Raw genomic sequence first — 25071 nt, forward strand, 5'->3', positions numbered from 1 at the left:
GCCGGACCGCACGGCGCGCCTGTCGCGCGACCGGGACGGCCGGTGCCTGTCGCCCGGCGGCGTGGTGGACTGCCGAAGTTCACTACCTGCTCCGGCACAGGGGAACGTCTGGCAGTGGTCGTCCGGGTGGCTGATGTAGATGTTGGAGACGTATCCGCCGTACTGGGGCAGGTACGCCCACCATTCATTGGTGTACGGCGGCACCGAAACGGTCTGGCCCTTCTGGCAGCCCACCAGCACCTCGACGCCTGCGGGAAGTCGGGTCAGAACATTGACCCCGAGGACAGGTCGGCTCCGGACGTTGACGTGTGAACTCCACGTTCCGTACCACTCACCGGACGGCGCGACGCCACCGGGAACATTCAGAGAGCCGGTCAGCCTGCCCATGTCGGTATAGGCCTTGCCGTAGGCGGTGCCCGTCGGGTGCAGCATGAAGACGGCCACGATCGAGGGGGGCCGTACCGGTGCGCAGCGCAAGACCTGGCGTGGTGGCGGTCAGTGGGCCAGCGGGAGGACCGCGGACACCGTCTTGCCGCCCGGTCGGATGCGGACCCGCACCTCAGCGGCCAGAGTGTGCACCAGGTGCCAGCCGAACCCGCCGGGCCGCCCCGCGTCCCGGGGTAGCGGACGTGGAGCGACACGGCTGGGGTCGTCCACCGACACCGTCACCGTTCCGGGGCCCGCCACCAGGCGGAACCGGGTCACGCCGCCGGCATGCCGCAGCGCGTTGGTGACCAGTTCGGACACCACCAGCAGCACCGCATCCACCTCGGGCCTGCTTGCCGGTGCCATCGCGGCCACAAAACCCCGCGTCGCATCCCTTGCCCGTTCAGCGGTCTGCGGGCGGGCCGTCAGGGACTCGCTGTCCGCCTCGGGTGGCTGCATGATCACAAACCCTCCGTCGGAGTTCTTGGACCTTGAATCGCATGCCCCGAGATGTGTCGGTCATCCCCGATGCCCGAATGCGCCCGCGGCAGGGCCGCAGGCTTGCGCCTGCGCAGACTCCGGCCACTTCAGTCGCGCCGGGCCGGGGGTCCGTCGGTTCCAGAGCCCTCGTTCAATTGGTGCCACCGTGGTGTCATCGCAGTGCCACCGCGCGCCATTCTGTCGCTCCGTGCGGCTCCGTGACTGTCGATTCCAGGAAGAAAGTGCAGCTCAAGGACGCGCGCCCCAAAGGTGAGCCACTTTGGCTCGCCGTGGCGCCATTGATGTGCCATCATGGCGTCATGGACCTCACGCCCTACGTCGACAACCTCCGGCACGAACTCGCCGTCGCGGCGGACGCGGGCGGTGACGAAGCCCGCGCCCTCGCCGAGCGGCTCACCGCCCCCCTCGAATCCGCCGCACGTCTCACCTTGCTCAACGCGCTGTCCGCGGCCATGGGCGAGGTCACCCGGGATCTGGCACCCGGCTCCGTCGATGTGCGGCTGCGTGGGCTCGACCCCGAGTTCGTGGTGACGCCACCGCCCGTGCCCGAGCCGTTCCGGGAGGCGCAGGTGCCGGTCGCCGCGCCCGCCGCAGCCGCTCCGCCGCCCGCGGACGCCGACGACGGCGCCATGGCGCGGATCAACTTCCGCCTCCCCGCCCACCTCAAGGCCCGCGCCGAGGACGCCGCCGCGGCGGAGGGCCTGTCGGTCAACGCCTGGCTGGTGCGGGCGGTGTCCACCGCGCTCGACGGCGGGGAGCGCGTGAGCCCGGGCCGCGGCAAGGAGTCGGGCGGCCGGAGCTTCACCGGCTGGGTCCGCTAGGCCGCCGGCCCGCCGTACCCCACTCCACCGGCGGAGCTGATCCCGCCGACGTGACCCATCACCCGCCTCACCGGCGGGATCACCCACCCAAGCCAAGAGGACGGGACAGCCATGCCTGCTTTCGACACACCCGAACCGATCTCCGCCACCTTCGAGTTGGAGGTCGGCACCGCCCGCGTCACTGCCGGCAGGCGCACCGACACGGTCGTGGAAGTCCTGCCGCGCAACGGCGCCGACGACAACGACGTACGGGCCGTGCAGCAGACCCAGGTCACCTTCTCGGGCGGCAGGCTGACGGTCAGGACTGCCAAGAAGCGGTCCCTGTTCGGCAAACCGGGCGCCATCGAGGTGAGCGTCGAACTGCCCGCGGGATCGGATGTCCGGGGCAGCACGGCCATGGGCGGTTTCTTCTGCGAAGGCCGCCTCGGTGACGCCGTGCTCAAGACCTCGTTCGGCGACCTCCAGGTCGACGAAGTGGCCGGCGCCGAACTCAGGACCGACCACGGCGACATCCGCCTGGCCCGCTCGACGGGGGACGTCGAAGTGGTCGGCGCGGGCCGCATCGAGATCGGCACCGTCGTCGGCACGGCGACCGTCAAGAACGGCAACGGCGCGACCGAGGTCGGCGAAGTGACCGGCGGCCTGAAGACCAGCGCGGCCAATGGCGATGTCTCCGTGGGCATCGCGCACAGCAGCGTCGATGCGAAGTCCGCCAACGGCAGGATCGAGATCGGCGTCGCCCACGCCAGGATCGACGCGGTGTCCGCCAACGGCCGCATCCGTGTCGGCGACGTCACCCGCGGCCGTGTGGACCTGCGTTCCTCCGTCGGCGACATCGAAGTGGGCATCCACCAGGGCACCGCCGCCTGGCTCGACGTGCACACCAAGTACGGCACGGTACGCAACTCGCTCGGCTCCTCCGCCGGCCCCGCGGACTCCGACGAAACCGTCGAGGTGCACGCCCGGGCCGGAGTCGGCGACGTCATCATCTGCCGCGCCTGACCAGGCGTACCCCCGACTCCCGTCCCAGAAAGGAATGCGGCATGACTGCTACCCGGACGACCGGGCCGATCACCGCGAACGCGTCGGCGCCGGCGATCACCGCCACCGGACTGCGCAAGTCCTACGGCGACAAGCTCGTCCTCGACGGCATCGACCTGAACATCGCCGAAGGCACCGTCTTCGCCCTGCTCGGACCCAACGGCGCCGGCAAGACCACCACGGTGGAGATCCTCTCCACGCTCATCGACGCCGACGCGGGCGAAGCCCGGGTCGCGGGCCGCCACCTCACCCGGGCCGCCGACGCGGTGCGCTCCGTGATCGGCGTCACCGGCCAGTTCTCGGCCGTCGACAGCCTGCTGACCGCCGAGGAGAACCTGCTCCTCATGGCGGATCTGCACCACCTGGACCGCAGTGAGGGGAAGCGGCGGGCCAAGGACCTGCTGCGCCGCTTCGACCTGTCGGAGGTGGCGGACAAGACCACCGCCACCTTCTCCGGCGGCATGCGGCGCAAGCTCGACCTGGCGATGACCCTCATCGGCGATCCGCGGATCATCTTCCTCGACGAGCCCACCACCGGACTCGACCCGCGCAGCAGGCGCACCATGTGGGAGATCATCCGCGACCTCGTGGCCGACGACGGCGTGACCATCTTCCTGACCACCCAGTACCTCGAAGAAGCCGACCAACTCGCCGACCGCATCGCGGTGCTGGACCACGGCCGGCTGATCGCCGAGGGCACCGCCGACGAGCTGAAGCAGCGCATCCCCGGCGGCCACATCCGGGTGCGGTTCGCCGACGCCCGGAGCCTGGACACCGCCGCGGGCATCTTCGGCATCGCGACGCGCGACGAGGACTCACTCACCCTGCAGATCCCCAGCGACGGCTCCATCCCCAATCTGCGGGCCGTCCTCGACACCCTGGAGGCCATCGCCGTCCAGGCCGAGTCGCTCACCGTGCACACCCCCGACCTCGACGACGTCTTCCTGACCCTCACCGGTCAGCCCCGCCCCGCCGGCACCGTGGCATCGCCCAAGGAGAACGCCTGATGGCCACCATGTCGTACGCCGCGCGAGACTCCAGGACGATGCTGCGGCGCAACCTCAAGAAGGCGCTGCGCTACCCGTCCCTGACGGTCACCGTCGTCGCGATGCCCCTCGTGATGCTGCTGCTGTTCAACTACGTCTTCGGCAGCGCCCTGGGCAACGGCATCAGCGGACTGCCCACCGGCAACGGCGACTACATCGACTACCTGGCGCCGGGCATCATCCTGATGGCCGCCACCTCCGGCGCGCTGACCACGGCGATCAGCGTGTGCGTCGACAAGACGGAGGGCATCGTCAACCGCTTCCGTACGATGCCGATCTCCCATGCCTCGTTCCTGACGGGCCATGTCGTGGGCAGTGTGATCCAGACGATGACCAGCATCACGCTCGTCATCGGCGTCGCCCTCCTGATGGGTTTCCGCCCCAGCGCGACGCCCGTCGAATGGGTCGCCGCCATCGGCCTGCTCACCCTGCTCACGCTCGCCCTCACCTGGATCTCCGCGGGCATCGGCCTGATCGCCAAGAACGTGGAGACCGCCAGCAATATCCCGATGCCGTTGACGTTCCTGCCGTTCGTCGGCAGTGCCATCGTGCCCACCGAGTCGATGCCCACCGGTCTGCGCTGGTTCGCCGAGTACCAGCCCTTCACCCCGATCATCGAGACCCTGCGAGGCCTGTGGCTCGGCACCGGGATCGGCTCCAGTGCGGTCGTCGGCCTCGCCTGGTGTGCGGCGCTCTCCCTCGTCGGATATGTGTGGGCGCGCCGTACCTTCAAGGTCGGCGCCAAGCGGTAACCGCTGCCCTCGTCGAGCCACTTCACCACCTCGCACCACCTGCACACCGCCCGACGATCGCAGGAGGAACCCATGTCGTACGACCCGACGGCCGCCGGCACCACCGCCGAAGAGCCGCCCACCCTGCCCACCGACCGGCGCACCGGCTGCCCCTTCGACCCGCCCGCCGAACTCACCGCGCTCAGCGACCGGCCGCTGCGCCGCATGCGCTACGCCGACGGACACATGGGCTGGCTGGTCACCGGACACGCCGCCGCCCGCTCGATCCTGGCCGATCCGCGCTTCAGCTCACGCTACGAACTCCTCCACCCGCCCATGCCGATGGAGGGCGTGCAGGGGGAGATGCCGCCCGCGCCGGTCGGCGACATCATCGGCCTGGACGCCCCTGAGCACACCCGCTACCGGCGCCTGCTCACCGGTGCCGATGCGCGAACGCTCCAACATCTACGGCGTGATCAGCCTGCCGGTCACCTGGGACAAGGAATAGCCCATGAGCGACCCACGATTGCCGCTGCGACTCCGCGTCGACCGTGACCGCTGCGCCGGCGCCGGCATGTGCGCCCTGACGGCACCGGCCGTCTTCGACCAGGACGACGACGAGGGTCTGGTGATGCTCCTGAACCCCGCACCCGACCCCGAGCAACGGGCCGCCGCCCGGATGGCCGTGGGCCTCTGCCCTGCCGGAGCCATCGCCCTCGACGACCCGGATTCCACGGACCTGTAGTGCCCGTGGCGCGGCCCGGACCGAGAACCCCGCACCGCGCACCGGTGGGGGCTCTCGCGTGTTCGGACCGCCCATCACTTTGCCGCGTGCGAGGTGGAGCGGGCGCCGATGACGGCACGGACCCGTGATGCCGGTGTCGACCCGGCCTCGCTCGCCGCCGATTCACCCGCACCCGGCCACCGCCGATACCTACGGCGACCGCAGCAGCGGGCGGCGCCTTGTTCCCTCCCACGTCAGGTGGCCTGGCACGCGTCTGACCCGTTCAGGATTCGAAGGGCGCGCCGCCAACGGCTACCCGGGGGAGGGGCATTCGCTCGGACGGGAGCAGGCGGACGCGCGGGAGGAAGCCCCCGGTCAGAATGCGCGGCCCTGCGGTCTCGAGCCTTGCGGTTCGAGGTCACCGATCGCTGGTGGGCGGGCCGCAGCCATGACCGCGGTCGTGGTCAGCCGAATGACGGAGAGGGGGAGTACGCCTTCCCAGCCCAGAATCCTCATGGCGACGGTGCCGGTCGCGTCCGTTCGGATCTCGAGACCGAGGGTGTCGGTGCTGTTCCATGTCGCTTCGCGGTTGTCCATGGTCAAGGATGACGCCGACGAGCTCTCCCGCGGTGAGGCACGCCGATGGAGCCGAACGGCGAAACGTGCCCGGCACTCCGGCCGCCCTGTGCGCGTGCGCCGGGCGACGGCCTACGCGGCTGTGCCATCGTGGCTACCGGCAAGTGCCACCGGCGGCCGGTGGAACGGCGGGAGGTGAGGGCCACGCCATCGAGGACAGGTTCGCGCGGGTCCGCTGCTCGCCGAAGTCGCCGGTAGCCTGTGCGGCGCAGTCGGCACGGCCCGCGGAGCCGCCGGCCCCGTCCTCCGCGAGGCCGTGGGCGCCATCTCCTGACCCCGGACAGCCGGGCAGCCGGAAACGAGGTTCGACGTGTCCGTGAACGCAGACGGTCCTGCCGACTCCTGGTGGAGCGAGGCGGTGGTCTACCAGATCTATCCGCGCAGCTTCGCCGACTCGAACGCGGACGGCGTCGGCGATCTGCAGGGCATCGCGGATCGCCTCGACCACCTCTCGGAGCTCGGTGTCGATGTGCTGTGGCTCTCGCCGGTCTACCCGTCGCCGCACGACGACAACGGCTACGACATCAGCGACTACCAGGACATCGACCCGCTGTTCGGGACCCTGGCCGACTTCGACCGCCTCCTGGCCGCCGTCCACGAGCGGGGCATGAAGCTCGTCATGGACCTGGTGGTCAACCACACCTCCGACGAACACCCGTGGTTCACGGCCTCCCGTGACGGCGGGCCGGACGGGCCGCAGCGCGACTGGTACATCTGGCGGCCCGCGCGCGACGGCATGGAACCGGGCACACCGGGCGCGGAACCCAACAACTGGGGCTCCTTTTTCTCGGGCCCGGCGTGGACCTACGACGAGACGAGCGGCGAGTACTACCTGCACCTGTTCTCCCGTAAGCAGCCGGACCTCAACTGGGAGAATCCGGCCGTGCGCCGAGCGGTGCACGCCATGATGCGCTGGTGGCTCGACCGGGGTGTCGACGGCTTCCGGATGGACGTCATCAACCTGATCTCCAAGGCACCCGGGCTGCCGGACGGGGTCGTGCATGAGGGAAACCGCCACGGGGACGGCAGCCCCCACTACATCTGCGGCCCGCGGATCCACGAGTTCCTCGCCGAGATGCACCGCGAGGTCTTCGAGAACCACCCGCGCAGGCTGCTGACCGTCGGCGAGATGCCCGGTGTCACGGTGGAGGAGGCCAGACTCTTCACCGACCCCGCCCGCCGTGAGGTCGACATGGTCTTCCAGTTCGAGCACGTCGGTCTCGACCAGGGCCCGGGAGGGAAGTTCGACGTCCGGCCCCTGGAACTGACCGACCTCAAGGCCAGCCTCGGACGGTGGCAGGCCGGCCTCGGCGCCACGGGATGGAACAGCCTGTACTGGAACAACCACGACCAGCCGCGTGTCGTCTCCCGCTTCGGCGACGACGGCCCCGCCCACCGCGACCGCTCCGCCAAGCTGCTGGCCACCGTGCTGCACCTCCACCGCGGCACGCCCTACGTCTACCAGGGCGAGGAACTCGGCATGGCCAACGCGCCCTTCGCCTCGATCGACGACTTCCGCGACATCGAGTCCCTCAACCACCACCGCGAGCAGATCGCCCTCGGCGCCGACGAGAACAGCGTCCTCGCCGGCCTGCGCCACCGCGGCCGCGACAACGCCCGCACCCCGATGCAGTGGGACGACACCGACCACGCCGGCTTCACCACCGGTACACCGTGGATCGCGGTCAACCCCGACCACCGCACCGTCAACGCCAAGGCCCAACTCGCCGACCCCGAATCCGTCTTCCACTACTACCGCCGCCTCATCGCCCTGCGCCACACCGAACGCGCCCTCACCCACGGCGACTTCCACATGCTTCACCCGGACCACGAACAGCTCTACGCCTTCACCCGCCACGACTCCGCATCCGGCACCGAACTGCTCGTCCTCGCCAACTTCGGCGCATCCGACCTCACCGTCGACCTGCCCGACGGCTGGGAGCACAGCGAGACGCTCATCGCCAACGTTCCCGCGCCCACGCCTCTCGGCGCCCGGCACACCCTGCGGCCCTGGGAAGCCCGCGTCCACCGCCGCAACGTCTGACGCTGCCGCCGAAGACTCAAAGCACCAGCGGACCGCCCCCGTCCCGGTCCCGGAAAGCGCGGGGGCGGTCCGCTGACGCTCAGTGCCCGTACTGCGGGCGTGCCGCCCTCAGGACGGGCCGGGCTGTTCGCAAGGCTCCGGACCCGTTCCTCGCGGGAGTCGCTCCACCGGAGGACGACCGCCACCTGCTCTCACGCCCGCCCGGCACGCCGCGTCCGAGCATCGGCGCGCTCTACGGTGTGTGGGACGCTCGCGGCGCCGCCACACGCCGCACTCCGATGTGACGTTGTCTTTCGATCGGGTTCAGACGTGCGTGAGGAGGCGCTCCAGCGGCCGGGGAACGCGTTCGAGGTCCAAGTGGGTGATCAGCGCCCGCGCGTAGAGCGCCTTGCGGCCGCTGTGCGTGCCCATGAAGCGCCGCAGTTGGTGCTCCACGGGCCGTTCCCGCTGCGCCGGCTGGCCCTGGAACGTGTGGAAGGGGCGCATCTCGCCCTGGTCCTTGATCACTTGCTGCACACCCTCGGCCCCGAGAGCGCGGATCAGCTCGTCCTCCAGGTCGGCGACGCACACGTGGAACCCGAGTGGCTCCAGTGCGGCCCGTGTGAGACCGGACCCGAGGCCGACCCGTTCCAGATGACGACGGAAGTGCCGCTCCTCGCCGATGTCGCACAGACCGGCGAGCGGGAGGCCGAGCCCGGGGGGACCGCAGACGTCCAGGAACCGCCCGATGTTCGTCGCGCCTCCGAGCGCTACCACCGCGACGCCCTCCGCGCCGAGGTCGCGGCCGTAACGTGCGGCCAGCGCTTCGAGTGCGACGTGATCACTGCTGCCCTCGACGAGCACGATCGTCCGTACACCGCCGGCCAGTTCCCGCGCCGCCGCGGCCGCCGCTCCCGCCTCCGCTCCGCCGGCCGCCCACGCGACCAGCGCCAGGCGGAACCGCCTCAACTCGTCCACGAGACCTCGCTTTCCGATGTCATCCTGGCACGGCCGAGATCCCGCACGCACGTACGTTTTCCGCGGGTACGGCCCCCGGAAATCGGCAGCTCCGCACTACCGGCCGCGGGCGTCTCCGGCTTGACCCGGCTGCGTGCCTGCCGGCCGGCACGCAGCCCCGTCGCATCAACCGCAGGACAGAGCCGATGAGTCCCGGTAGTGGTCCCGGACCTCGGGGCGTTGCCGGAAGCCGGCCGACGTGTAGGTGGCGACGGCGCCGGCATTGGAGCTGGGGGTGCAGACGAGCGCGCTCGACGAGCCCAGTTCCTGGAGTGCCGCCGCCGCGGCGACGGTGATCGCCTTTCCGTAGCCGTGACGGCGATGCTCGCGGTGCACGCCCATCGGCTCGAGCAACCCGGGCTTCCCCGGACCGGCCGACCACACCGTCACCGCCGCTACCGCGTTGCCCCGGTCGTCGTACGCGACGAGACAGCGGGCGTCGGCGTACGGCAACCCGGCCGCCATCGCGTGCCAGCGCTCGTCCGTGAACCTCGACCCGTCGAACGCCGCCCGCTGTACGGCGGCGAACACACCGGCCTGCTCGGGACCGATTGCCTCGATCCGCACGCCCGGGTCGTTCACCGGCTCCGTGAGGTCGCGGAGCAGCGGCGTCCACGGCTCGTCGGCGTTCCAGCCGTCCTCGAAGAGCAGATCCTGGACCAGCGCGCCCATCGGCGCCTCGATGTTCGCCTTCCCCTCGGGCAGCACGCGCTCCGGCTCGGTCACGTCCTCGACCAGCTTCCGGGCCAGCTCCTCGTCCTGGTGGGCGTCCGGCGCGATCGTCAGGCGCAACAGCCCGGGACCGTCCAGCAGCCCAAGGGCGAGAATCCGTCCGCCCCGGCTCCATGTCCTGACCGCCGTGGCGGTCGCTTCCGCACCTGACCGCCAGTACCAGCCCAGATCCCCGGGATGCAGTTGCATGGGCGCCCCGTCGTACTGCCACTCCCGCAGCACGCCCACAGCCTCGCTCAGCCCCTCCACTCCCGGCATGCTCAGCACAATCGACATGCCCCGATCTCACACCACAGCGCCGGCCCTCCGCACCCGGTTTCCGGCCGGTGGGCGCGGTGGGGGCTGAGGGTCCTCGCGCGGCGGCCGACGGGAGGTCCGGTGGGCCGCCTGCCGCGGTGGGGCGGGGCAGCACTCGTCATCGTTCCGGAGCACGGCGTTCCGCCGCTCCTGTCAGGCGCGGCGTTCCGCCGCTCCTGTCAGGCGGCGTCACTCCTCTGCGGTCCGGCGTCCGACTCCGGGCGCCGCAGGCGTGCTTCAACACGGCCGCCGGTGATGCGGGTGTCGAATGCGGGCTGCGGCGCCGTCGCGGGGCCGCGTACGTTCCAGCCGTCGGCCAGGCGGAACACGCTGCCGTGCCAGGGGCAACGGACGCAGCCGTCGCTGATCGTCCCTTCGGAGAGCGGGCCGCCCATGTGACTGCACGTGTCGGCGAGAACGTGCACGGTGCTGCCGCTCTCGCGCACCACCAGGACCGGCACGTCGTCGATCTGCCGACGGACAGCCTGGCCGACGGGGAAGTCGGCGACGGCGCCGATCACCTGCCACCCGGACTTCACGAGATGCGGTACCGCTTCCGCATGGTTGGCGCCGGATGCCTGCCGGTAGGCCAGGTGACCGCCGAGCGCGCCCCCGAGACTCACGGCTGCCAGCCCGGCGAAACCGAGTGCCTTGCCCAGTCCGGTGCGGCCCTGTGTCCGGGCGGTGAACGACCCCGCGTACAGCGCCACGGCCGTGACGTTCGTCGCCGCGTGCACGAGTCCCACGCGCATCTGCTGTCGCTGGAGATCCGCCCAGTCGACCCAGCCCGCCACGGCGGCAGGGGGGACCGCGGCCAGCCCCACCCCGACCAGGGCGCGTGCTCCACGGTGCTGTCCGGGAAGCAGATCGAGCACCGCCGCGGAGAGCCAGCTACCGATCGGCACCTGCACCATCAGGGGATGCACGGGATGTCCCAGCCACCTGCCGTGCAGGAAGTCCCTGCCGCGTCCCAGGGGTAGCCCGTGCACGGTCCGCTGGACCCGGTCGATCACCGGGTCGTTGCGCGGACTGCGCTCCAGGCGGTCGATCGCCGCAAGGAAACGGCCGGGGCCTGCCGACGACGAGAAGAAACGCTTCCGGAGTTCGGGCCGATCGCTGCCCGGTGATGCGTCCCATCGGTTCATAGGAGCTGGGTAACCACGAACGAGGACACGAAACCGCATCGAGGCGCCGCCGGGCCGACAGGGCTGCCGGCAGCACGGGGTGCCACTGCCCTGATGGCATGCGGCCGACGCCTGGGAGGACAACGATGAAGCCGTACGCCGTCCATCAAAGGAAGGAAGCGGGCCATGTCCGACCAGGAAGAAGAATCCGTGACTCCCGAACCGGAGGAGGAGCCCGACTTCGCTGACGAGCACTCCCGTCCCACCTATGCCGATGAGCCCTCGACGGAGAGCCCCGACGAGTCGGTTCCGTCGGGGGAGGGCGGCGACGGTGGAATGGACCCCGCCTGAAAAGGCCGATAGATGGTCATAAACGTATAATCAGGCCCATGGCGCATCGGCCGGCGGAGAAGCCGCGACTGCTGTCGGGCGGCAATCCGCAGATCCCAAAGGGCGACGGAGACGGCCCTGTCCAGGCCTATATAGAGGCGATGCCGGGCTGGAAACGCGAGGTCGGCCGCCGTCTGGACGACCTCGTCGTGCGGACCGTTCCCGGCGTGCGCAAAGCGGTCCGCTGGAACTCGCCCTTCTACGGCGTCGAAGGCAACGGGTGGTTCCTCGCTCTCCACTGCTTCACCAGGTACGTGAAGGTGAGCTGGCTCAACGGCACATCGCTGGATCCGCTCCCGCCGGGCGAATCCAAGCATGAGCGCGTGCGCTACCTCGACATCCACGAGGACGAGGAGTTCGACGAGGAACTCGTCGTCAGCTGGATCCGTCAGGCCGCCGACCTGCCCGGTGACGACCTCTTCTGATTGCCGACGGCCATGCCGTGGCGGGTACGGCGAGTTCGGCCTCCCCGGTCGGTGGTGAAGCCGCCGTGGCTCAGTGACTCGTCCGTGCCCGCCTTGCCGCCAACCAGGCAGTGACGAGCGCCCCGCCCACTACCGCGGTCGTCCGGGCGCCTGAGCTTCCGGCGACGGCTCCGGCCATGTCGCGAGTCCGGTCCAACGCGCTCAGCGGCACTCCGGCCAGTACGTTCGCCAGAGGCCGGCGAGGTGCGGCCGGGTGGGGATGCGTGGGGGCGGTACGCCGCACCGTCTCCCACGTGGTGCCCAGTCGCCGCAGCCGTGCGCGGTCATGGCCCAGCGCCTCCTGCAGCCGGGGCAGGAGCATTTCCTCCTCGTCGCGGATGTCCTGCCGTATCAGGGCAAAGGCCCGCTCGACGAGTTCGTCGTGGCGGGGGTCGGCCGGGTCGGTGTGTTCGACGGCGGCGACCAGGTCGTTGATTTCCTGGTGCTCCTGCTCGACCCGAGAGGTCAGTTCCTCGCCGTCGTCCGCGAGCCGCCGCAGCGCCGGCCACAGCACGGTCTCTTCGGCGAAGGCGTGGCTGAAGGTCAGCTGGATGATGTCCTTCAACGTCTGCTGCCGTTCCTCCGGGGGCCGCCTGCCCGATACATAGCGGTTCATGAGGCGGTCGAGCTTGGCGTGGTCACGCCGCTGCCGCACCAGGACGCTGGCCTCGCCGCCGAGCTCCTCGACACTCTGCTGTGTGATGGAGGTGGACATCGGGGCCTCCTCAGCCCGTGTGGTGCCCCGGGGGGCCGGACTCGTTCGGCGGCCCACTCGGGGGCTCGTCGCCTTCGCCGCCGGTCCCGCGAGTACCCAGTGCCTCTCGGAAGCACTCCTCACCGGGCCCCGCTCCGGCCGGCTGTTTCACCTGGCAGGCGGGCCCGTCACCTCCGTGGGGAATTCCTCGACGCCCAGTACCAGCAGCAGCTCCAGCCGCTCGCGGGCCTCGCCGTCCGCCGGGGTGAGCACGAGCAGCAGCTGACCCTGGTCGGGAGTCACGAGGGTTTCGCAGTCCATCAGCAGGCGGCCCACCCGCGGGTGCAGCACGGTCTTGCGGTCGGCGCGCCGGACCGCCACCTCGTGCTCGGCCCAGAGCCGGCGGAAGTCGGCGCTCGCGGCCTGCAACCGGTCGACGAGCCCGGCGACCGCGGGATCGCCGGACCGGCGGCCGGCGACCGCGCGCAGGTCGGCCACGAGCTGCCGGGCGTGGTGCTCGTGCTCCTCCGGCGGGTGGACGGCGCGGGTCGCGGGGTCGGTGAACCAGCGGTGCACGAGGTAGCGCCGATCGCCGGACAAGCCGGTGTGGTCGCCCGTGAGCAGGACGGCCGCACGGTTCTGGGCAAGGACCTCGCCCAGGTCGGACAGCACCAGGGCCGGGGTGTCGCCGAGCAGGGCGAGCATGCGCACCAGACCGGCGCGGGCCAGTCGGGCCACTCCGTCACCGGGCGGGGGCCGGTGGCCGGCCAGGTGGAACAGGTGGTCCCGTTCGTCGTCGGAGAGGCGCAACGCCCTGGCCAGCGCGCCGAGCAACTGGGTCGAGGGCTGACTGCTGCGGCCCTGCTCGAGGCGTACGACGTAATCCACCGACATGCCGGCGAGCATGGCCACCTCTTCCCGGCGCAGGCCGGCGGTGCGGCGGCGGGGGCCGTCGGGGATGCCGACCTCGGCCGGGCGGATCACCTCGCGGCGGTGGCGCAGGAAGTCGGCGAGTTGCTCACGTTGCATGGCTCCATGGTCCCCCGCCGCAGGCGGGCCGATCCAGGGAGCGGCTCTCCCATGATGAACGCTCCGTTCCCGTACGCCGTGGCGCACACGCAAGGTGGGTGACGGATCCGACGACGAAGGAGAACGTGATGCAGACGCGAACCCTGGGCAGTACCGGCCCGACCGTTTCCGCGCTGGGCCTGGGTGCGATGGGCATGTCGGACGTTTACGGCGCGGCCGACCGCGCGGAGAGCATCGCCACCGTGCACGCCTCGCTCGAGGCCGGCGTCACCCTCATCGACACCGGCGACTTCTACGCCATGGGCCACAACGAGCTGCTGCTCGCCGATGCCCTGCGCGGCCGGGACCGGGACAGTTACCAACTGTCCGTCAAGTTCGGCATGCTGCGCGGACCCGGCCACGACCTCGGCGGTGCCGACGCACGTCCCGAGGCGGTGAAGAACTTCCTGGCCTACTCCCTGACCCGGCTGGGCACCGACCGCATCGACATCTACCGTCCCGCCAGGCTGGACCCGGCGGTTCCCATCGAGGAGACGGTGGGCGCGATCAAGGAGATGATCGACGCCGGGTACGTGCGGCACCTCGGCCTCTCCGAGGTCGACGCCGCGACGATCCGCCGGGCGCACGCCGTGCACCCGGTCGCCGACCTGCAGATCGAGTACTCGCTGATCTCCCGCGGGGTGGAGGCGGATATCCTGCCCACGCTCCGGGAGCTCGGCATCGGCCTGACCGCGTACGGCGTCCTCAGCCGCGGCCTCATCTCCGGGCACTGGGCCGCCGGGCGCACCGCCGGCCCCGGCGACTTCCGCGCCTTCAGCCCGCGGTTCTCGGCCGGGAACGTGGAACACAACCTCGCCCTCGTGGACGCTCTGCGCCGGGTCGCCGAGGCGAAGGGGTGCACCGTCGCCCAGCTGGCCATCGCCTGGGTGGCCGCACAGGGCGACGACATCGTGCCGCTGGTGGGCGCCCGTACCCGCGAACGGCTGGCCGAGGCGCTGCCCGCGACGGAGCTGACCCTCACCGCGGACGACCTCGCCGAGATCGAGAAGGCGGTGCCGCCCGGTGCGGCGCGCGGCGACCGGTATCCGGCTGCGTTCATGTCCGGTCTCGGCGTGGGGAACTGAGTCCGTCTCTCGGGCGGCGCCCGGCTCGAGTGCCGCCGGGAAGCGGGCACCTGGGCCACGAGGTTGTGCCCCGTGGGGCGCGAGCCGATTGCCGGAGCGTCCGTCCTCGATGGTTGCCGGGATGTGTCCCTCCGTGTCTGATCACTGATGCGACGTGGGACCGGATCGAGCCGCTGGTGCCCGCCGGGAAAACACGTTGGCCGGCTGCCGCCGACCTGCGACGATGCCCCTGTTTCCCGAGCGGAGGGCATTTGTTCGTTTTCGTTTGCGCAGGGTGCGACGCCGAGCTGACCGCCCCGTTGTCCCAGGTCGCCCTGCCGGTCCACACCTATCAGAAGTACGGCAACGGACTTCAGCTCCCGGTGCTCATGGAACCGGGGACGTTCGCCGTGGAACCGGAGCCATGGGGGCCGCCTTGGCGGAGGTGGGAGGAGATCGATCCGGACGAGGCGGCGGCCCGTGGCGTCTACGCGCCGGTCCACGCCCTGTCCGACGGCGCGCCCGGTGCGGTTGTCATCGCCCCCGGGGACATCCGCGGCGCCGTGCTGATCCCGGAGAGGCGCGGCGGCGCCTGCTGCGGCCTCGACGTGGCAGACGGCCCCAACATGGCCTGCGAGGCGTGCGGTCTGCCGGTGGCGAGCCGGATCGACGACTGCTCCCTCTGGCAGGCCATGTGGCTCGCCCCGGACGCCGTGCGCCGCGTCCAGGCCGGCGGCTCCGACCTCGGACCGCTCTCCTGGCCGGAGCTGATGGAGGAAGGGAAGGGCGTGCCCGCCTTCGAGCCGATCTCCCTGTGGGGATCGCTGTCCGGGGCGAGCCGGCGGTGGTCCTGGAGCCCGCAGTGGGAGGCGGCAGCCGGGCGGGCGCTCGCCCACTTTCTGGTGGCGTCGGAAGGCCGGGCGGTGACCGTCCCGGACGGCCTGACCGCGGAGGTGTTCCAGCACGCCCTCGACGCCCTGCTGCCGGCCGGTCCGCCGATGCGGCGCGCCGTCCTCGCCGGACCGGGGCTGTCCGCCCCCGACGCGGACGCCGGCATCCTGCTCGTCCCGTCCCATCCGCAGACCGGGGAGGTCTGGACCCCGGCCGCTTCGGCCGCCCGGACGTACTCGGTGCCGCTGCCGTTCGGGGTGTGGCTCCGGCTGGTCTTCCCTGAGTCGCGGCTGCCGTCCCCGCGTCGAGTCTCTTGCCCGCGGACGTTCTGCGCGACGACCCGCCCGCCCCGAGTGTCGATGACGTGTTCCGGATGGACGTGGGAGTGTTCCGGCGCACCCTGGTCCGGCTGCCGGCCGTCCGCCGCCCGTGGCTGCGCGAGATCCTCCAGCACCCCGCGTACCCCGCGTGATCCATGCGGGCGGCAGTTCCAGCCGGCCGGCGGAAGGGGCGACCCGCCGCCCGCGCTGTCACGTGACCCCCTCGCGTGCGTAGGGGTTCCGGCGGGGCGAGTGGTGAAGGTGCCGACGCGGCAGCGGGCAAGGCAGGAGACGGTTCCGCGCCCGGCTCAGCGGAAAACCGCGTATCGACGACGGCCGGGCACCGCGGTCACGTCGCCGACCGCATCACCAGCCTCTTCGACGACCTTGGCGAACCACACCACGAGCCGACCGACCAGTGCGCCCGAGGAAGCACTGGTCGAACAGTTTCGCCCAGTACCAGGATGCGGCTGTGCGTTACGCCAACGAGGACTCCGAGCGCTCGCTCTCGGGCAGGAGCGAGAAGTCGGCCTAGTGGGCCGCGAGTCTCTCCACCAGCCCGATTCCCCGTGCCAGCAACTCCCACTCCTCGTCAGTCAGTTCCGCCTCGATCGCTCGCGCAAGCCAATCCGCCCTGCGCCCCCGCTCCTCCTCCAGCAGCGCCCGCCCCGCAGAGGAGAGTTCGACCAGGCTCTTGCGGCCGTCGGTCGGATGTGCCCGGCGCGTGATCAGCCCTTGGTCCATGAGCAGTCCGACGGCTCGGGCCATGGACTGCGGGCGTACCCGCTGATCGGCCGCCAGTTCGCTGGTCGTCATCGCGCCGCTGCGGTCCAGCGCACCGAGAACGGCCACCTGACCCAGCGGCATCTGGTCCTCGAGCTTCACCCGCCGCGTGAGCTTTCCCATCGCGGTGCGCAGTTACCGGTGACGACGTGTTCTGCACGAACGAGACCCTCCTGCGCGAGGGCATCGCCTCCGGCGTCGCCAACTCGGTCCTGGTGAAGTCAACCAGATCGGCACCCTGACGGAGTCCCTGGCCACCGTCGACGCTGCGCACCGGGCGGGCTACACCGTCGTCATGTCGCACCGCTCGGGAGAGACGGAGGACACGACGATTGCGGACCTGGCGGTGGCCACGGGCTGCGGCCAGATCAAGACCGGATCACCGTCCCGCTCCGACCGCACCGCCAAGTACAACCAACTCATCCGCATCGAAGAGCAGTTGGGCGACAGTGCCCAGTACGCGGGCGCGGAGGCGCTGCGCCGCCAGGAGGCACGTCCGCCGCTCGGACGGAACGTGTGCCGGTTCTTCCTGGACAGAGCCCACCGCCCGCCTCAGACCCTGGACATGGCGTCGACCGCCCTCGCCCCGCAGTCCGAGCACCTTCCGGACGACCTGGTGGCAACGAACAGATGCCGGTAGACCGCCACGTGGCGCCGAGGGATGCCGCAGAGTGTCGCCTCGTCCGCCAGGGCGTGTTCCAAATCCCTGCCGCCTCTCTCGCGGCATGCCGCGAAACGCGTCGGGGCAAGACCGACAGTGAGTTTGAGGGATCGGAGGCTGTGAAGAAGGCGCGGCATGGCCACCACTCTCGCACGTGGCCCGAGCACCGGGAAGTCGATGAAGCGGCGCCCCTAGGAACGGCCCTCGGGCGGGTTGTCCGTGCGGAGCATGCGCAGGACGGCCCGCTCGGCGGGCCCCCGGGTGGCGGGAATACCGTACGCGCCCTCGTCGCCGAGGCGTGGCAGGGCGGCGGCGATGGTGATGCCCTCTTCGTACAGCTCGATCACCCGCGGGTTGATGTAGGAGCTGCGGCAGATCGCAGGGGTGTTGCCGAGGTATCCGGAGACCTCGCGTACCGCGCGGGCGATGGCACGGCGGCGGGCGGTCTCGCTGTGCGCGGCGGACTGCGCGACGGCGGCCATTACCGTGGCGTGCCAGGTGCGGAAGTCCTTCGCGGTGATCTCCAGGCCGGCGATCTCCTGAAGGTACGCGTTGACGTCGGCACTGCTCACGTCGTGCCAGGCGGGCCGCTCCCAGTACGCGAGGAGGCGGTCGCCGCCGCCCCGGCGCCGCAACAGCGCGGTGAGGCTGCGGCAGACGGCGGGATCGGCGACGGTCTGGACGATCTCCTTGCCGTGCTTGCCGGTGTACGTGAACAGGACTGCGCCGCCCCGGCAGCTGGAGTGTTCGCGGAGCAGCGTGGTCAGGCCGTAGCTGTTGTTCAGTTCCGTGTACTGGTCGCTGCCTATGCGGAAGAAGCCGAGGTCGAGGAGGCGTACGGCGGTGGCGAGGACCCGCTTGCGGGTCAGGCCGCGGTCGCCGAGATGTCCCTCGACGGCCTCTCGTACGGCGGGCAGGGCCTCCGCCGCGTCGAGGACGTGCTCGTGCTTGGCCTGCTCCTGTTCGGCGCGGAACTGCGGGTGGTACAGGTACTGGCGGCGGCCGGCGGCGTCGGTGCCGACGGCTTGGAGGTGGCCGTTGGGCCGGGTGCAGATCCACACGTCGTTCCAGGCGGGCGGGATGACGAGTGCCCGGATGCGGGCCAGCTCGGCCGGGTCGCGCACCGGCTGCCCCTGGGCGTCGAAGTACCGGAAACCGCGCCCGTGGCGCTTGCGGCTGTAGCCGGGGTCGGTGGGCCGGCTGTGGTGAAGACGCAACCCCGCCTCCTCGGACGCGATCGGCCGTGGAGGTGAACGGCTGATCGTCCAGGTCCATGTCGCCGCGACGCGAGTTCTCACGAACGGCGCTGCCGCGCACCACGCTTCTGTCCGGATGCGCCGGCCACAAACCCGCCCCGCCCGGAGCCGGAGGCTCACCGGTTCTCTCGGCGCTCGAGGTGGATGGACGTGAATACGGCGACCTTGGCGCGCAGCGCCCAGGGGTCGAAGGGCTTGCTCATGTAGTCGACGGCGCCGGCCGCGTATCCGCGGGCGGAGTGCTCCGGATCGACGCCCATCGCGGTCAGGAAAATGATGGGGACGTCGCGGGTCCTCGGCCGGCGCTTGATGTGCGCGCAGGTCTCGTAGCCGTCCATCTCCGGCATCTGCACGTCCATGATGATCACGGCGAAGTCGTCGTGGTCGAGCAGCGCCTTGAGCGCCTCGCGGCCGGAAGAGACGGTAACGAGCTCCTGATCGAGGGTCGCCAGCACCGCGGTCATGGCGAGGAGGTTGTCCGCCTGGTCGTCGACGATGAGGATCTTGGGCATGTCCTGTGGTGCCGATACGGCCGGCAGAGCCGCCGGCCGCTCCACGGCCTCCAGTTGACGTTCCAGGAGATCGCACCGTGCCTCGGCGGCGGCACGCTGTTCCCGTGCCTGACGCAGCTCGTTGTCCAGGCGGGAGACCTCCATCTCCAGGTCGTTGCGCTCCTGGAGGAGTTCCGTGACGTCGGAGTGGGCGGCGGCGAGCTTGTCCGCCCGCTCCCGTTCGGCGCTCCGGTCGGCCTCCAGCTGGTTGAGGCGTACCTCCAGATCGGCGATGCGATGGGTGCGGTCGAGGAGCGCGTCGCCCAGGACGTCGCCGCGGACGCTGGAGCGCCGGGACACCCGGTCGGCGTCGGCCAGCTGCTGCTCCAGGAGCTCGACCGCGTGCTTGGGGGAGGAGGCGGCGTCGACCGCCGAGCCGTACAGGCCGCGAACGAACTCGATGGCCTCCGTCGTGACGGCGGTTCCATGGTGCTCGGCAAGGTCCGTGAAGAGGTCCATGATCACTTGCCAAGGCGGTAAACGAGTTCCGTTCAGGTAGCGCGAGAACGTCCCGGGATCGCGTTGGCGCCGCGCCGCATAGCGTCGTACGGAGACCTCCATCCCTTCGAACAGCTCCCGCAGCGCCTGGGCGAGAGCGCGGGACGCCTCGGTGAGATCGTTGCCGAGAGGTCGCAGCTCACCCACGGTCTTCCGCCTCCCCGGCACCGGCGCCCAACGCTTCACGGCAGCCGGCGGTCTCGGCGGCGATGAGGCGGTTGAAGAAGGGCACCGACAGCCCGGCGGTCGCGAGGCCCGCGAGGACGCTGCGGGGGGTTCCCTCGCCGGCGAGCGCGGTCAGCACTCCCGCGGTCACGCCGCCGATCAGTGCGAGCAGGAACACCAGGGTCGCTCTCTGAGACAACAGAGGCCGGTCCACCAGGATCTCCGTCCATCCAACCCGTGCCAGGGCAACGGGGCTTCACGCTTCCGGCGGATTGCCGGAGCGGGGAATCACAGAATGGCGGGCGGTGGGACCGATGCGCTTCGCGACCGGAGAAGAAGTGCAACAGCGATCGATGTTGGCACCGGCTCTCTCCGCGGACGGCGCCTGTTCCCGCTGGTCGGAGCGGCATGCGCGTAACCGTTGCCCGGCGTTGCCCTGCAACGCTGCTGACACGTTGCCACGAGCACTGCGGAAACCCCGCTCGCAGGCCGTTCGTCCGGAGCTGCCGCAACTCCACCCCTTCGGGGCATCGGGCGGCGCGTTGGTCGGCGTTTTCAGTGGGACGCCCATAACTTGGCCGCGAAGACACGCCTCTCTGCCTGCCCGAGGGTCGGCGACCGGCCGCCGCGGGTTGGCCGGCACGACCCCTGGAGAAGTTCCGTGAGCGCCTACGGCTCCACCCCCCTGTCCCGGCGACCGATGCGGCGGAAGCTGCCGCAGGTCCTCATCGCGGGGCTGATCCTCGGCACCGCTTCCGGTTGCTCGTACAACTGGGAGGACTTCCCGCGGCTCGGTATGCCGACCCCGGTGACGGAGGAGGCGCCGCGGATTCTCTCCCTGTGGCAGGGCTCGTGGGCGGCTGCGCTGGCCACGGGCGTGCTGGTCTGGGGGCTGATCCTGTGGAGTGTCATCTGGTACCGGCGCAGCCGTACGAACGTCGACATCCCTCCGCAGACCAGGTACAACATGCCGATCGAGGCGCTGTACACCGTGGTTCCGATCATCATCGTGTCGGTGTTCTTCTACTTCACGGCGCGGGACGAGTCGAAGCTCCTGGAGCTTTCCGAGAAGCCGGCTCACACCATCGGTGTGGTGGGCTACCAGTGGAGCTGGGGTTTCAACTACGTCGAGGACGTGGACGGCAGGCCCGAGACGGGCGACGCGCAGGGGAGCCCTCTCCTGGGCACGGTCCCGGACCGGTTCCGCAATGACTTCCCGGCGGGTGCGGAGGGTGTCTACGACGCAGGTGTCCCCGGCATCCGGAACCCGCAGAACGGCAACCCCGGTCCGACGCTGTGGCTGCCCAAGGGGGAGAAGGTCCGCTTCGTTCTCTCCTCGCGTGACGTCATCCATTCGTTCTGGGTGCTCCCGTTCCTGTTCAAGCAGGACGTCTTCCCCGGTCACAACGTCAACGCCTTCGAGGTCACGCCCAGCAGGGAGGGCACTTACAGGGGCAAGTGCGCCGAGCTCTGCGGCGTCGACCATGCCCGGATGCTCTTCAACGTCAAGATCGTCTCTCCGGAGCGCTACCAGCAGCACCTGAAGAGCCTTGCCGCGAAGGGGCAGACCGGGTTCATCCCGGCGGGCGTCGAACTGACCGACCCGGCCAGGAACGCGGAGCCCAACAAGCTGTGAGCCCATGCTGAGCAGCTGAGCAACGGAGCATGCGTGCGGTCCCGGGCCGTCACGGCACGGCCGGGCACCTGGACGGAGAGCGTCGTGGCGGCTCTCGTGCCGCACGGCAGCCCGGCCGTCACGCGGAGTCGGTCCACAGGCCCGTAGGAACGCCTACGGTGCGTAGCGGGACGGCGGTCACAGGGTTCACGTCGCCGGTCACGGGCACCCGCGACGGTGTCCGCCTCCCTTGCGGCAGGAGCAGATCGTCGTTGACCGGTCAGATGTCTCAGGCAGGGACGAAGCTGCCCGTCGGCGTCAGGCTCGCCGCGCGGGCTGCACGCGGCATCGCCCGCCGGGGGGCCGAGCAGATTCGCCCCACGGTCGTGACGTCGCCCGGCGTTCCCGGACGGGTTACAGATGAAGACACAGGAGATCGATCCGGCCGGGGCGCGCCGTGCGACCCCGGAGGAGCGGCCCGCGCCGAACGGAGCGGGGCCGGCCCGCGGAGAACGGAGGCGGTGATGATGACCGAGGGCAGCATGGCGGACGACGTCTATCAGCCGACGGGCAGCAACGAAGAGCAGGAGGACGCCGCACCACTGGACCTCCAGAACACGGTGGGCGAGCGTAGCTACGACGACATCCTCGACGAGGGCTATTCGCCGCCGGAGAGGCCGCTCGGGGTGGAAAGGACCGGAACCACCGCAGCAGAGCAGCACGACGGCGAGACCCTCGACCAGCGGCTGGCCCAAGAGATGCCCGACGGCGGAGAGGACGAGTCGGACGGCATCGGCGACCTGCCCGGTGGTGAGGGGGAGCCGATTGATCCCGAGGCGGGGACCGAACGGGCGGGACGGCTGGTCGCGCCGGACGAGGGCGCCCACCCGGACACCGACAAGGAGCTCTTCGCCTCCGACGTGGGCATCGACGCGGGCGCGGCCGGCGCCGAGGAGGCGGCCATGCATGTCGTGCGCGACAACGACCTCGAACGGTCGGAACGGGACCTGGACAGAGGAGGGACGTGAACCCCTCCGGGGCCTGTGCCGCGGGCACCCGCAGCGATCGGCCGTCGCGAAACGCTGCGCTGCGAGATCGGTGCGTCCGTCGTGCCGGGCACACTGACGAGGAGCAGGAGTGTACGAACGTACCTTCTGGAGTGTACGGTCGTACGCATGGCGACGGACTACTTTGCTGACGACCCGCGCACCAACCTCGAGCGCATGCTGGCGGGCGACCTCTACATCGCCGACGACCCGGCGATCACCGGCAGGCAACAGCAGGCCGTGCGGCTCGCCGCCCGCTACCGGGCCGCCCACCTCGAGGACCCGGCGAAGGCGCGGCCGATCCTCGAAGAGCTGCTCGCCTCCGCGGGCGAGGACGTCGAGGTGCGCCCGCCGCTGTACGTGGACTACGGCAGCAACATCACCATCGGGGCCCGCACCTTCGTCAACTACAACCTGACCGCCCTCGACGTCGCCCGGATCACCATCGGCGAGGACTGCCAGATCGGCCCGAACGTCCAACTCCTCACCCCCACCCACCCGCTGGAGCCGCAGCCGCGACGCGACAAGCTGGAGGCCGCCCTGCCCATCACCATCGGCGACAACGTCTGGCTCGGCGGAGGCGTCATCGTCTGCCCCGGCGTGACCATCGGCGACAACAGCGTCATCGGGGCCGGCTCCGTCGTCACCAAGGACGTCCCCGCCGACGTCGTCGCCGTCGGCAACCCCGCCCGCCCGATCCGCAGCCTCTGAGGCACGGCACCCGATGGCCACCGGACACACCGACCCCCAGCGGCGCGAACGGATCATCGCCGCCACCCTCGACCACATCGCCGAGGAGGGCATCGCCGGCGTTTCGCACCGCAAGATCGCCACCCGCGCAGGCGTACCGCTCGGCTCCATGACTTACCACTTCGCCGGCATCGACGACGTGCTCCGCGAAGCCTTCACCCGCTTCGCCGACCACTTCGTCGCCGTCTTCGAGCACCACCTGGGCCCCGTCGACAGCCCGGAACAGGCGCGTGAGGCCATCACCGACCTCATCCACACGCTCTCCGAGGGGCCGCAACGCGACCTGGTCCTCACCCATGAGCTCTACACCCTCGCCGCTCGACGCCCGGAGTACCGGGAACTGACCCAGGCGTGGATGCTCCGCAGCCGGCACCTCCTGGAACGGCACTTCGACCCCGATACCGCGCGTCAGCTCGACGCACTCGTCGAAGGACTCACGCTCCACCGGGCCCTCGACCGCGCACCGCACGACCGCGCACTCACCCGCGAAGCGGTCAAGCGCATCACCGCCGTCTAGCAGCGGCCACCGAGCAGCCTGTGGGGGCGCCGGCCTGACACCGGGCCCCCACAGGCACGACGCGTCACCGCTGCTTCCGCGGGAGCGGCAGGCCGAAGCCGCACCGCGCCCGGTCCACGCGGCGCCCGGAGCGTCGCCCCGCACGGAGGTCTCGGTGCGGGAGGGTCTCAGGCTCCGAGTTTGCCGACGGCGTCGCGCAAAGACGCTGCTACCCGCGCCACGTCCTCCTGGGTGGGGGACGAGGTGCCCAGCCGGTCCACGAGCTCCCCGCGCGACAAGAGCACCGCTGCGCCGCGAAACGCGTCGCTGCCGAGGGCGGTCCGGTCGACCACCCGCGCCGTCCCTTCAAGCAGCACCAGAGCAGCGTCGTCATCGGTCGCATCCAACAGTTCCTGGACGACAGCTTCGTCGATCACCGCGTCTTTCCTTCCCGTGGTCCACCCGGCCCGCAAGGCACTCGTCAGGCCCATGCTTCGCCCCCTCGGACGCGCCCGCGAGCGCACACGCCCGGGTGGGCGCAGCCGCGGCCCGAACGGCGCAGCCGGGGGGCCGTGGGGGAGCCCGAGGCGGATGTCCTCCGGTCGAACATCGCGCTCCCGGATTTACCGAGCGGTGATCGCGGTCCCGCCGGGTGCGTTCCTGGGGCGCGTGCCGAACAAGAACCGCGTCACCCGGGTCCTTGGCACCGCCCACTCGTACACGACGAGGATCACCGCCAGTGAACCCGCCACGATCACCGCGTACTTGACCAGCATCGGCGCGTGCCATCCGACCTCCGCGTACGCGTACGCGAAGGCGACCACGACCGGCTGGTGCAACACGTACAACGGCAGTGCGGCGAGCGCGAGATGCTCCCACGCCCGTCCGTCCTTGCCCGAGGAGAGGCCACCTTCACGCAGCTTGTCTCCAGCAGTCCCGGGATCGCCACGACCCAGCACCACCCTGCCGCCCCGAACAGCGCCCGGGTGGCCGGCGCGAGCGGGCTCCAGGCGGTGAACGGGTCGTCCCCCGCCATGAATCCGGGCGCGGACGCGGCGAACACGGCGAGCCCGAGCAGGCCGACCGGCACGGCGAGGCGGCGCAGGGCGGCGCGGAACCGGGTCCTCCTCCATGCCCAGCAGCGCGTCCAATTCGCGGCACCGAGGACCGGGCGCCGTCTCCGCTGTCTTGCTCCCTGCCCTCGGCCCAGTCACATCCGTCTGCCCCGTCTCGCACGGCT

At 70.8% G+C, this 25071-nt stretch carries 26 protein-coding genes and 3 pseudogenes; 16 read left to right on the plus strand and 13 right to left on the minus strand.

Features of this window, described 5'->3' with window-relative positions; all coding sequences use genetic code 11:
• Positions 1–495 precede the first annotated feature (495 nt).
• Positions 496–885, minus strand: a complete 390-nt coding sequence (locus MDN94_RS23910; protein WP_482727908.1) for an ATP-binding protein — start codon at positions 883–885, stop codon at positions 496–498.
• Between the two features lie 341 nt (positions 886–1226).
• Here MDN94_RS23910 and MDN94_RS23915 point away from each other — a divergent pair, with 341 nt between their 5' ends.
• From MDN94_RS23915 to MDN94_RS23940, 6 genes and pseudogenes are all read left to right on the plus strand, one after another.
• Complete coding sequence (locus MDN94_RS23915; protein ID WP_482727909.1) at positions 1227–1748, plus strand: toxin-antitoxin system HicB family antitoxin; 522 nt, start codon at positions 1227–1229, stop codon at positions 1746–1748.
• 111 nt (positions 1749–1859) lie between these two features.
• Positions 1860–2750: a DUF4097 family beta strand repeat-containing protein gene (locus tag MDN94_RS23920; protein ID WP_482727910.1), complete on the plus strand. Its 891-nt coding sequence runs from the start codon at positions 1860–1862 to the stop codon at positions 2748–2750.
• A 41-nt stretch (positions 2751–2791) separates the two neighbouring features.
• On the plus strand, positions 2792–3796 hold the full coding sequence (locus MDN94_RS23925; RefSeq protein WP_482727911.1) for an ATP-binding cassette domain-containing protein: 1005 nt from the start codon (positions 2792–2794) through the stop codon (positions 3794–3796).
• Positions 3796–4587 (plus strand): ABC transporter permease, encoded by a 792-nt coding sequence (locus tag MDN94_RS23930; protein ID WP_482727912.1) that lies wholly within the window; start codon positions 3796–3798, stop codon positions 4585–4587. The genes MDN94_RS23925 and MDN94_RS23930 overlap by 1 nt, the downstream gene beginning before the upstream one ends.
• A gap of 72 nt (positions 4588–4659) precedes the next feature.
• A pseudogene (locus tag MDN94_RS23935) lies at positions 4660–5007 on the plus strand (cytochrome P450); the annotation flags it as partial.
• Positions 5008–5077: 70 nt separating this feature from the next.
• Positions 5078–5311, plus strand: coding sequence for a ferredoxin (locus tag MDN94_RS23940; protein WP_482727913.1), 234 nt, complete (start codon positions 5078–5080; stop codon positions 5309–5311).
• Between the two features lie 354 nt (positions 5312–5665).
• On the opposite strand, the gene MDN94_RS23945 is transcribed toward MDN94_RS23940, so the two are convergent.
• On the minus strand, positions 5666–5887 hold the full coding sequence (locus MDN94_RS23945; RefSeq protein WP_482727914.1) for a hypothetical protein: 222 nt from the start codon (positions 5885–5887) through the stop codon (positions 5666–5668).
• A gap of 349 nt (positions 5888–6236) precedes the next feature.
• Here MDN94_RS23945 and MDN94_RS23950 point away from each other — a divergent pair, with 349 nt between their 5' ends.
• Positions 6237–7970, plus strand: a complete 1734-nt coding sequence (locus MDN94_RS23950) for an alpha-glucosidase (RefSeq protein WP_482727915.1) — start codon at positions 6237–6239, stop codon at positions 7968–7970.
• Positions 7971–8273: 303 nt separating this feature from the next.
• On the opposite strand, the gene MDN94_RS23955 is transcribed toward MDN94_RS23950, so the two are convergent.
• From MDN94_RS23955 to MDN94_RS23965, 3 genes are all read right to left on the minus strand, one after another.
• Positions 8274–8927 carry a TOPRIM nucleotidyl transferase/hydrolase domain-containing protein gene (locus MDN94_RS23955; RefSeq protein ID WP_482727916.1) on the minus strand — a complete coding sequence of 218 codons (654 nt, stop codon included), beginning with the start codon at positions 8925–8927 and terminating at the stop codon, positions 8274–8276.
• Between the two features lie 165 nt (positions 8928–9092).
• Positions 9093–9974 carry a GNAT family N-acetyltransferase gene (locus tag MDN94_RS23960; protein WP_482727917.1) on the minus strand — a complete coding sequence of 294 codons (882 nt, stop codon included), beginning with the start codon at positions 9972–9974 and terminating at the stop codon, positions 9093–9095.
• Between the two features lie 200 nt (positions 9975–10174).
• Positions 10175–11140, minus strand: coding sequence for a Rieske (2Fe-2S) protein (locus MDN94_RS23965; RefSeq protein ID WP_482727918.1), 966 nt, complete (start codon positions 11138–11140; stop codon positions 10175–10177).
• A gap of 165 nt (positions 11141–11305) precedes the next feature.
• Between MDN94_RS23965 and MDN94_RS23970 the strand changes: the two genes are divergently transcribed.
• Together MDN94_RS23970 and MDN94_RS23975 are read left to right on the plus strand one after the other, a co-directional pair.
• Positions 11306–11470 (plus strand): hypothetical protein, encoded by a 165-nt coding sequence (locus MDN94_RS23970; RefSeq protein ID WP_482727919.1) that lies wholly within the window; start codon positions 11306–11308, stop codon positions 11468–11470.
• Positions 11471–11508: 38 nt separating this feature from the next.
• Positions 11509–11934: a DUF1801 domain-containing protein gene (locus MDN94_RS23975; RefSeq protein ID WP_482727920.1), complete on the plus strand. Its 426-nt coding sequence runs from the start codon at positions 11509–11511 to the stop codon at positions 11932–11934.
• A gap of 70 nt (positions 11935–12004) precedes the next feature.
• Here MDN94_RS23975 and MDN94_RS23980 read toward each other — a convergent pair whose 3' ends face one another.
• A complete protein-coding gene (locus MDN94_RS23980) occupies positions 12005–12688 on the minus strand; it encodes a hemerythrin domain-containing protein (protein WP_482727921.1) in 684 nt (227 codons plus the stop codon).
• 147 nt (positions 12689–12835) lie between these two features.
• Positions 12836–13696: a helix-turn-helix transcriptional regulator gene (locus MDN94_RS23985; RefSeq protein ID WP_482727922.1), complete on the minus strand. Its 861-nt coding sequence runs from the start codon at positions 13694–13696 to the stop codon at positions 12836–12838.
• Between the two features lie 128 nt (positions 13697–13824).
• On the opposite strand from MDN94_RS23985, the gene MDN94_RS23990 reads away from it, so the two are divergent.
• A complete protein-coding gene (locus MDN94_RS23990) occupies positions 13825–14820 on the plus strand; it encodes an aldo/keto reductase (RefSeq protein ID WP_482727923.1) in 996 nt (331 codons plus the stop codon).
• Positions 14821–15071: 251 nt separating this feature from the next.
• Positions 15072–16162: pseudogene (locus tag MDN94_RS23995) on the plus strand (hypothetical protein).
• Between the two features lie 379 nt (positions 16163–16541).
• Here the strand turns inward: MDN94_RS23995 and MDN94_RS24000 are convergent.
• Complete coding sequence (locus MDN94_RS24000) at positions 16542–16916, minus strand: MarR family winged helix-turn-helix transcriptional regulator (RefSeq protein ID WP_482727924.1); 375 nt, start codon at positions 16914–16916, stop codon at positions 16542–16544.
• Positions 16917–16918: 2 nt separating this feature from the next.
• Between MDN94_RS24000 and eno the strand changes: the two are divergent.
• Positions 16919–17277 (plus strand): annotated as a pseudogene (gene eno, locus MDN94_RS24005) (phosphopyruvate hydratase); the annotation flags it as partial.
• Positions 17278–17645: 368 nt separating this feature from the next.
• Here the strand turns inward: eno and MDN94_RS24010 are convergent.
• From MDN94_RS24010 to MDN94_RS24020, 3 genes are all read right to left on the minus strand, one after another.
• Complete coding sequence (locus MDN94_RS24010; protein WP_482727925.1) at positions 17646–18671, minus strand: DNA topoisomerase IB; 1026 nt, start codon at positions 18669–18671, stop codon at positions 17646–17648.
• A gap of 155 nt (positions 18672–18826) precedes the next feature.
• Positions 18827–19906: a response regulator gene (locus tag MDN94_RS24015; RefSeq protein WP_482727926.1), complete on the minus strand. Its 1080-nt coding sequence runs from the start codon at positions 19904–19906 to the stop codon at positions 18827–18829.
• Positions 19899–20123, minus strand: coding sequence for a hypothetical protein (locus MDN94_RS24020; RefSeq protein WP_482727927.1), 225 nt, complete (start codon positions 20121–20123; stop codon positions 19899–19901). Before MDN94_RS24020 ends, MDN94_RS24015 begins: the two co-directional genes overlap by 8 nt.
• A 501-nt stretch (positions 20124–20624) precedes the next feature.
• Between MDN94_RS24020 and ctaC the strand changes: the two genes are divergently transcribed.
• From ctaC to MDN94_RS24040, 4 genes are all read left to right on the plus strand, one after another.
• The gene (gene ctaC / locus MDN94_RS24025) at positions 20625–21560 is read left to right on the plus strand and encodes an aa3-type cytochrome oxidase subunit II (RefSeq protein WP_482728224.1); all 936 of its coding nucleotides are present in this window, start codon (positions 20625–20627) and stop codon (positions 21558–21560) included.
• Positions 21561–22066: 506 nt separating this feature from the next.
• Entirely contained in the window at positions 22067–22567 is a 501-nt protein-coding gene (locus tag MDN94_RS24030) for a DUF5709 domain-containing protein (protein ID WP_482727928.1), read from the plus strand.
• Positions 22568–22714: 147 nt separating this feature from the next.
• The gene (locus MDN94_RS24035) at positions 22715–23296 is read left to right on the plus strand and encodes a sugar O-acetyltransferase (RefSeq protein WP_482727929.1); all 582 of its coding nucleotides are present in this window, start codon (positions 22715–22717) and stop codon (positions 23294–23296) included.
• 13 nt (positions 23297–23309) lie between these two features.
• Positions 23310–23852: a TetR/AcrR family transcriptional regulator gene (locus tag MDN94_RS24040; protein ID WP_482727930.1), complete on the plus strand. Its 543-nt coding sequence runs from the start codon at positions 23310–23312 to the stop codon at positions 23850–23852.
• A 167-nt stretch (positions 23853–24019) separates the two neighbouring features.
• On the opposite strand, the gene MDN94_RS24045 is transcribed toward MDN94_RS24040, so the two are convergent.
• Together MDN94_RS24045 and MDN94_RS24050 are read right to left on the minus strand one after the other, a co-directional pair.
• Entirely contained in the window at positions 24020–24268 is a 249-nt protein-coding gene (locus MDN94_RS24045; RefSeq protein ID WP_482727931.1) for a hypothetical protein, read from the minus strand.
• A gap of 186 nt (positions 24269–24454) precedes the next feature.
• Positions 24455–24793: a hypothetical protein gene (locus MDN94_RS24050; RefSeq protein WP_482727932.1), complete on the minus strand. Its 339-nt coding sequence runs from the start codon at positions 24791–24793 to the stop codon at positions 24455–24457.
• Positions 24794–25071: the final 278 nt, after the last annotated feature.

The sequence above is a fragment of the Streptomyces sp. WAC00040 genome (assembly GCF_056835925.1).

Bases quoted from the DNA above. Each gene is read 5' to 3' on its own strand.
- MDN94_RS24035 (WP_482727929.1), top strand. From the start codon at position 22,715: ATGGCGACGGACTACTTTGCTGACGACCCGCGCACCAACCTCGAGCGC.
- MDN94_RS23925 (WP_482727911.1), top strand. From the start codon at position 2,792: ATGACTGCTACCCGGACGACCGGGCCGATCACCGCGAACGCGTCGGCG.
- MDN94_RS23920 (WP_482727910.1), top strand. From the start codon at position 1,860: ATGCCTGCTTTCGACACACCCGAACCGATCTCCGCCACCTTCGAGTTG.
- ctaC (WP_482728224.1), top strand. From the start codon at position 20,625: ATGCGGCGGAAGCTGCCGCAGGTCCTCATCGCGGGGCTGATCCTCGGC.
- MDN94_RS23980 (WP_482727921.1), bottom strand. From the start codon at position 12,688: ATGTCCACCTCCATCACACAGCAGAGTGTCGAGGAGCTCGGCGGCGAG.
- MDN94_RS23945 (WP_482727914.1), bottom strand. From the start codon at position 5,887: ATGGACAACCGCGAAGCGACATGGAACAGCACCGACACCCTCGGTCTC.
- MDN94_RS24000 (WP_482727924.1), bottom strand. From the start codon at position 16,916: ATGGGAAAGCTCACGCGGCGGGTGAAGCTCGAGGACCAGATGCCGCTG.
- MDN94_RS23965 (WP_482727918.1), bottom strand. From the start codon at position 11,140: ATGAACCGATGGGACGCATCACCGGGCAGCGATCGGCCCGAACTCCGG.
- MDN94_RS23970 (WP_482727919.1), top strand. From the start codon at position 11,306: ATGTCCGACCAGGAAGAAGAATCCGTGACTCCCGAACCGGAGGAGGAG.
- MDN94_RS23940 (WP_482727913.1), top strand. From the start codon at position 5,078: ATGAGCGACCCACGATTGCCGCTGCGACTCCGCGTCGACCGTGACCGC.
- MDN94_RS24040 (WP_482727930.1), top strand. From the start codon at position 23,310: ATGGCCACCGGACACACCGACCCCCAGCGGCGCGAACGGATCATCGCC.
- MDN94_RS23930 (WP_482727912.1), top strand. From the start codon at position 3,796: ATGGCCACCATGTCGTACGCCGCGCGAGACTCCAGGACGATGCTGCGG.
- MDN94_RS23975 (WP_482727920.1), top strand. From the start codon at position 11,509: ATGGCGCATCGGCCGGCGGAGAAGCCGCGACTGCTGTCGGGCGGCAAT.
- MDN94_RS23990 (WP_482727923.1), top strand. From the start codon at position 13,825: ATGCAGACGCGAACCCTGGGCAGTACCGGCCCGACCGTTTCCGCGCTG.
- MDN94_RS23960 (WP_482727917.1), bottom strand. From the start codon at position 9,974: ATGTCGATTGTGCTGAGCATGCCGGGAGTGGAGGGGCTGAGCGAGGCT.
- MDN94_RS23985 (WP_482727922.1), bottom strand. From the start codon at position 13,696: ATGCAACGTGAGCAACTCGCCGACTTCCTGCGCCACCGCCGCGAGGTG.
- MDN94_RS23910 (WP_482727908.1), bottom strand. From the start codon at position 885: ATGCAGCCACCCGAGGCGGACAGCGAGTCCCTGACGGCCCGCCCGCAG.
- MDN94_RS24030 (WP_482727928.1), top strand. From the start codon at position 22,067: ATGACCGAGGGCAGCATGGCGGACGACGTCTATCAGCCGACGGGCAGC.
- MDN94_RS23915 (WP_482727909.1), top strand. From the start codon at position 1,227: ATGGACCTCACGCCCTACGTCGACAACCTCCGGCACGAACTCGCCGTC.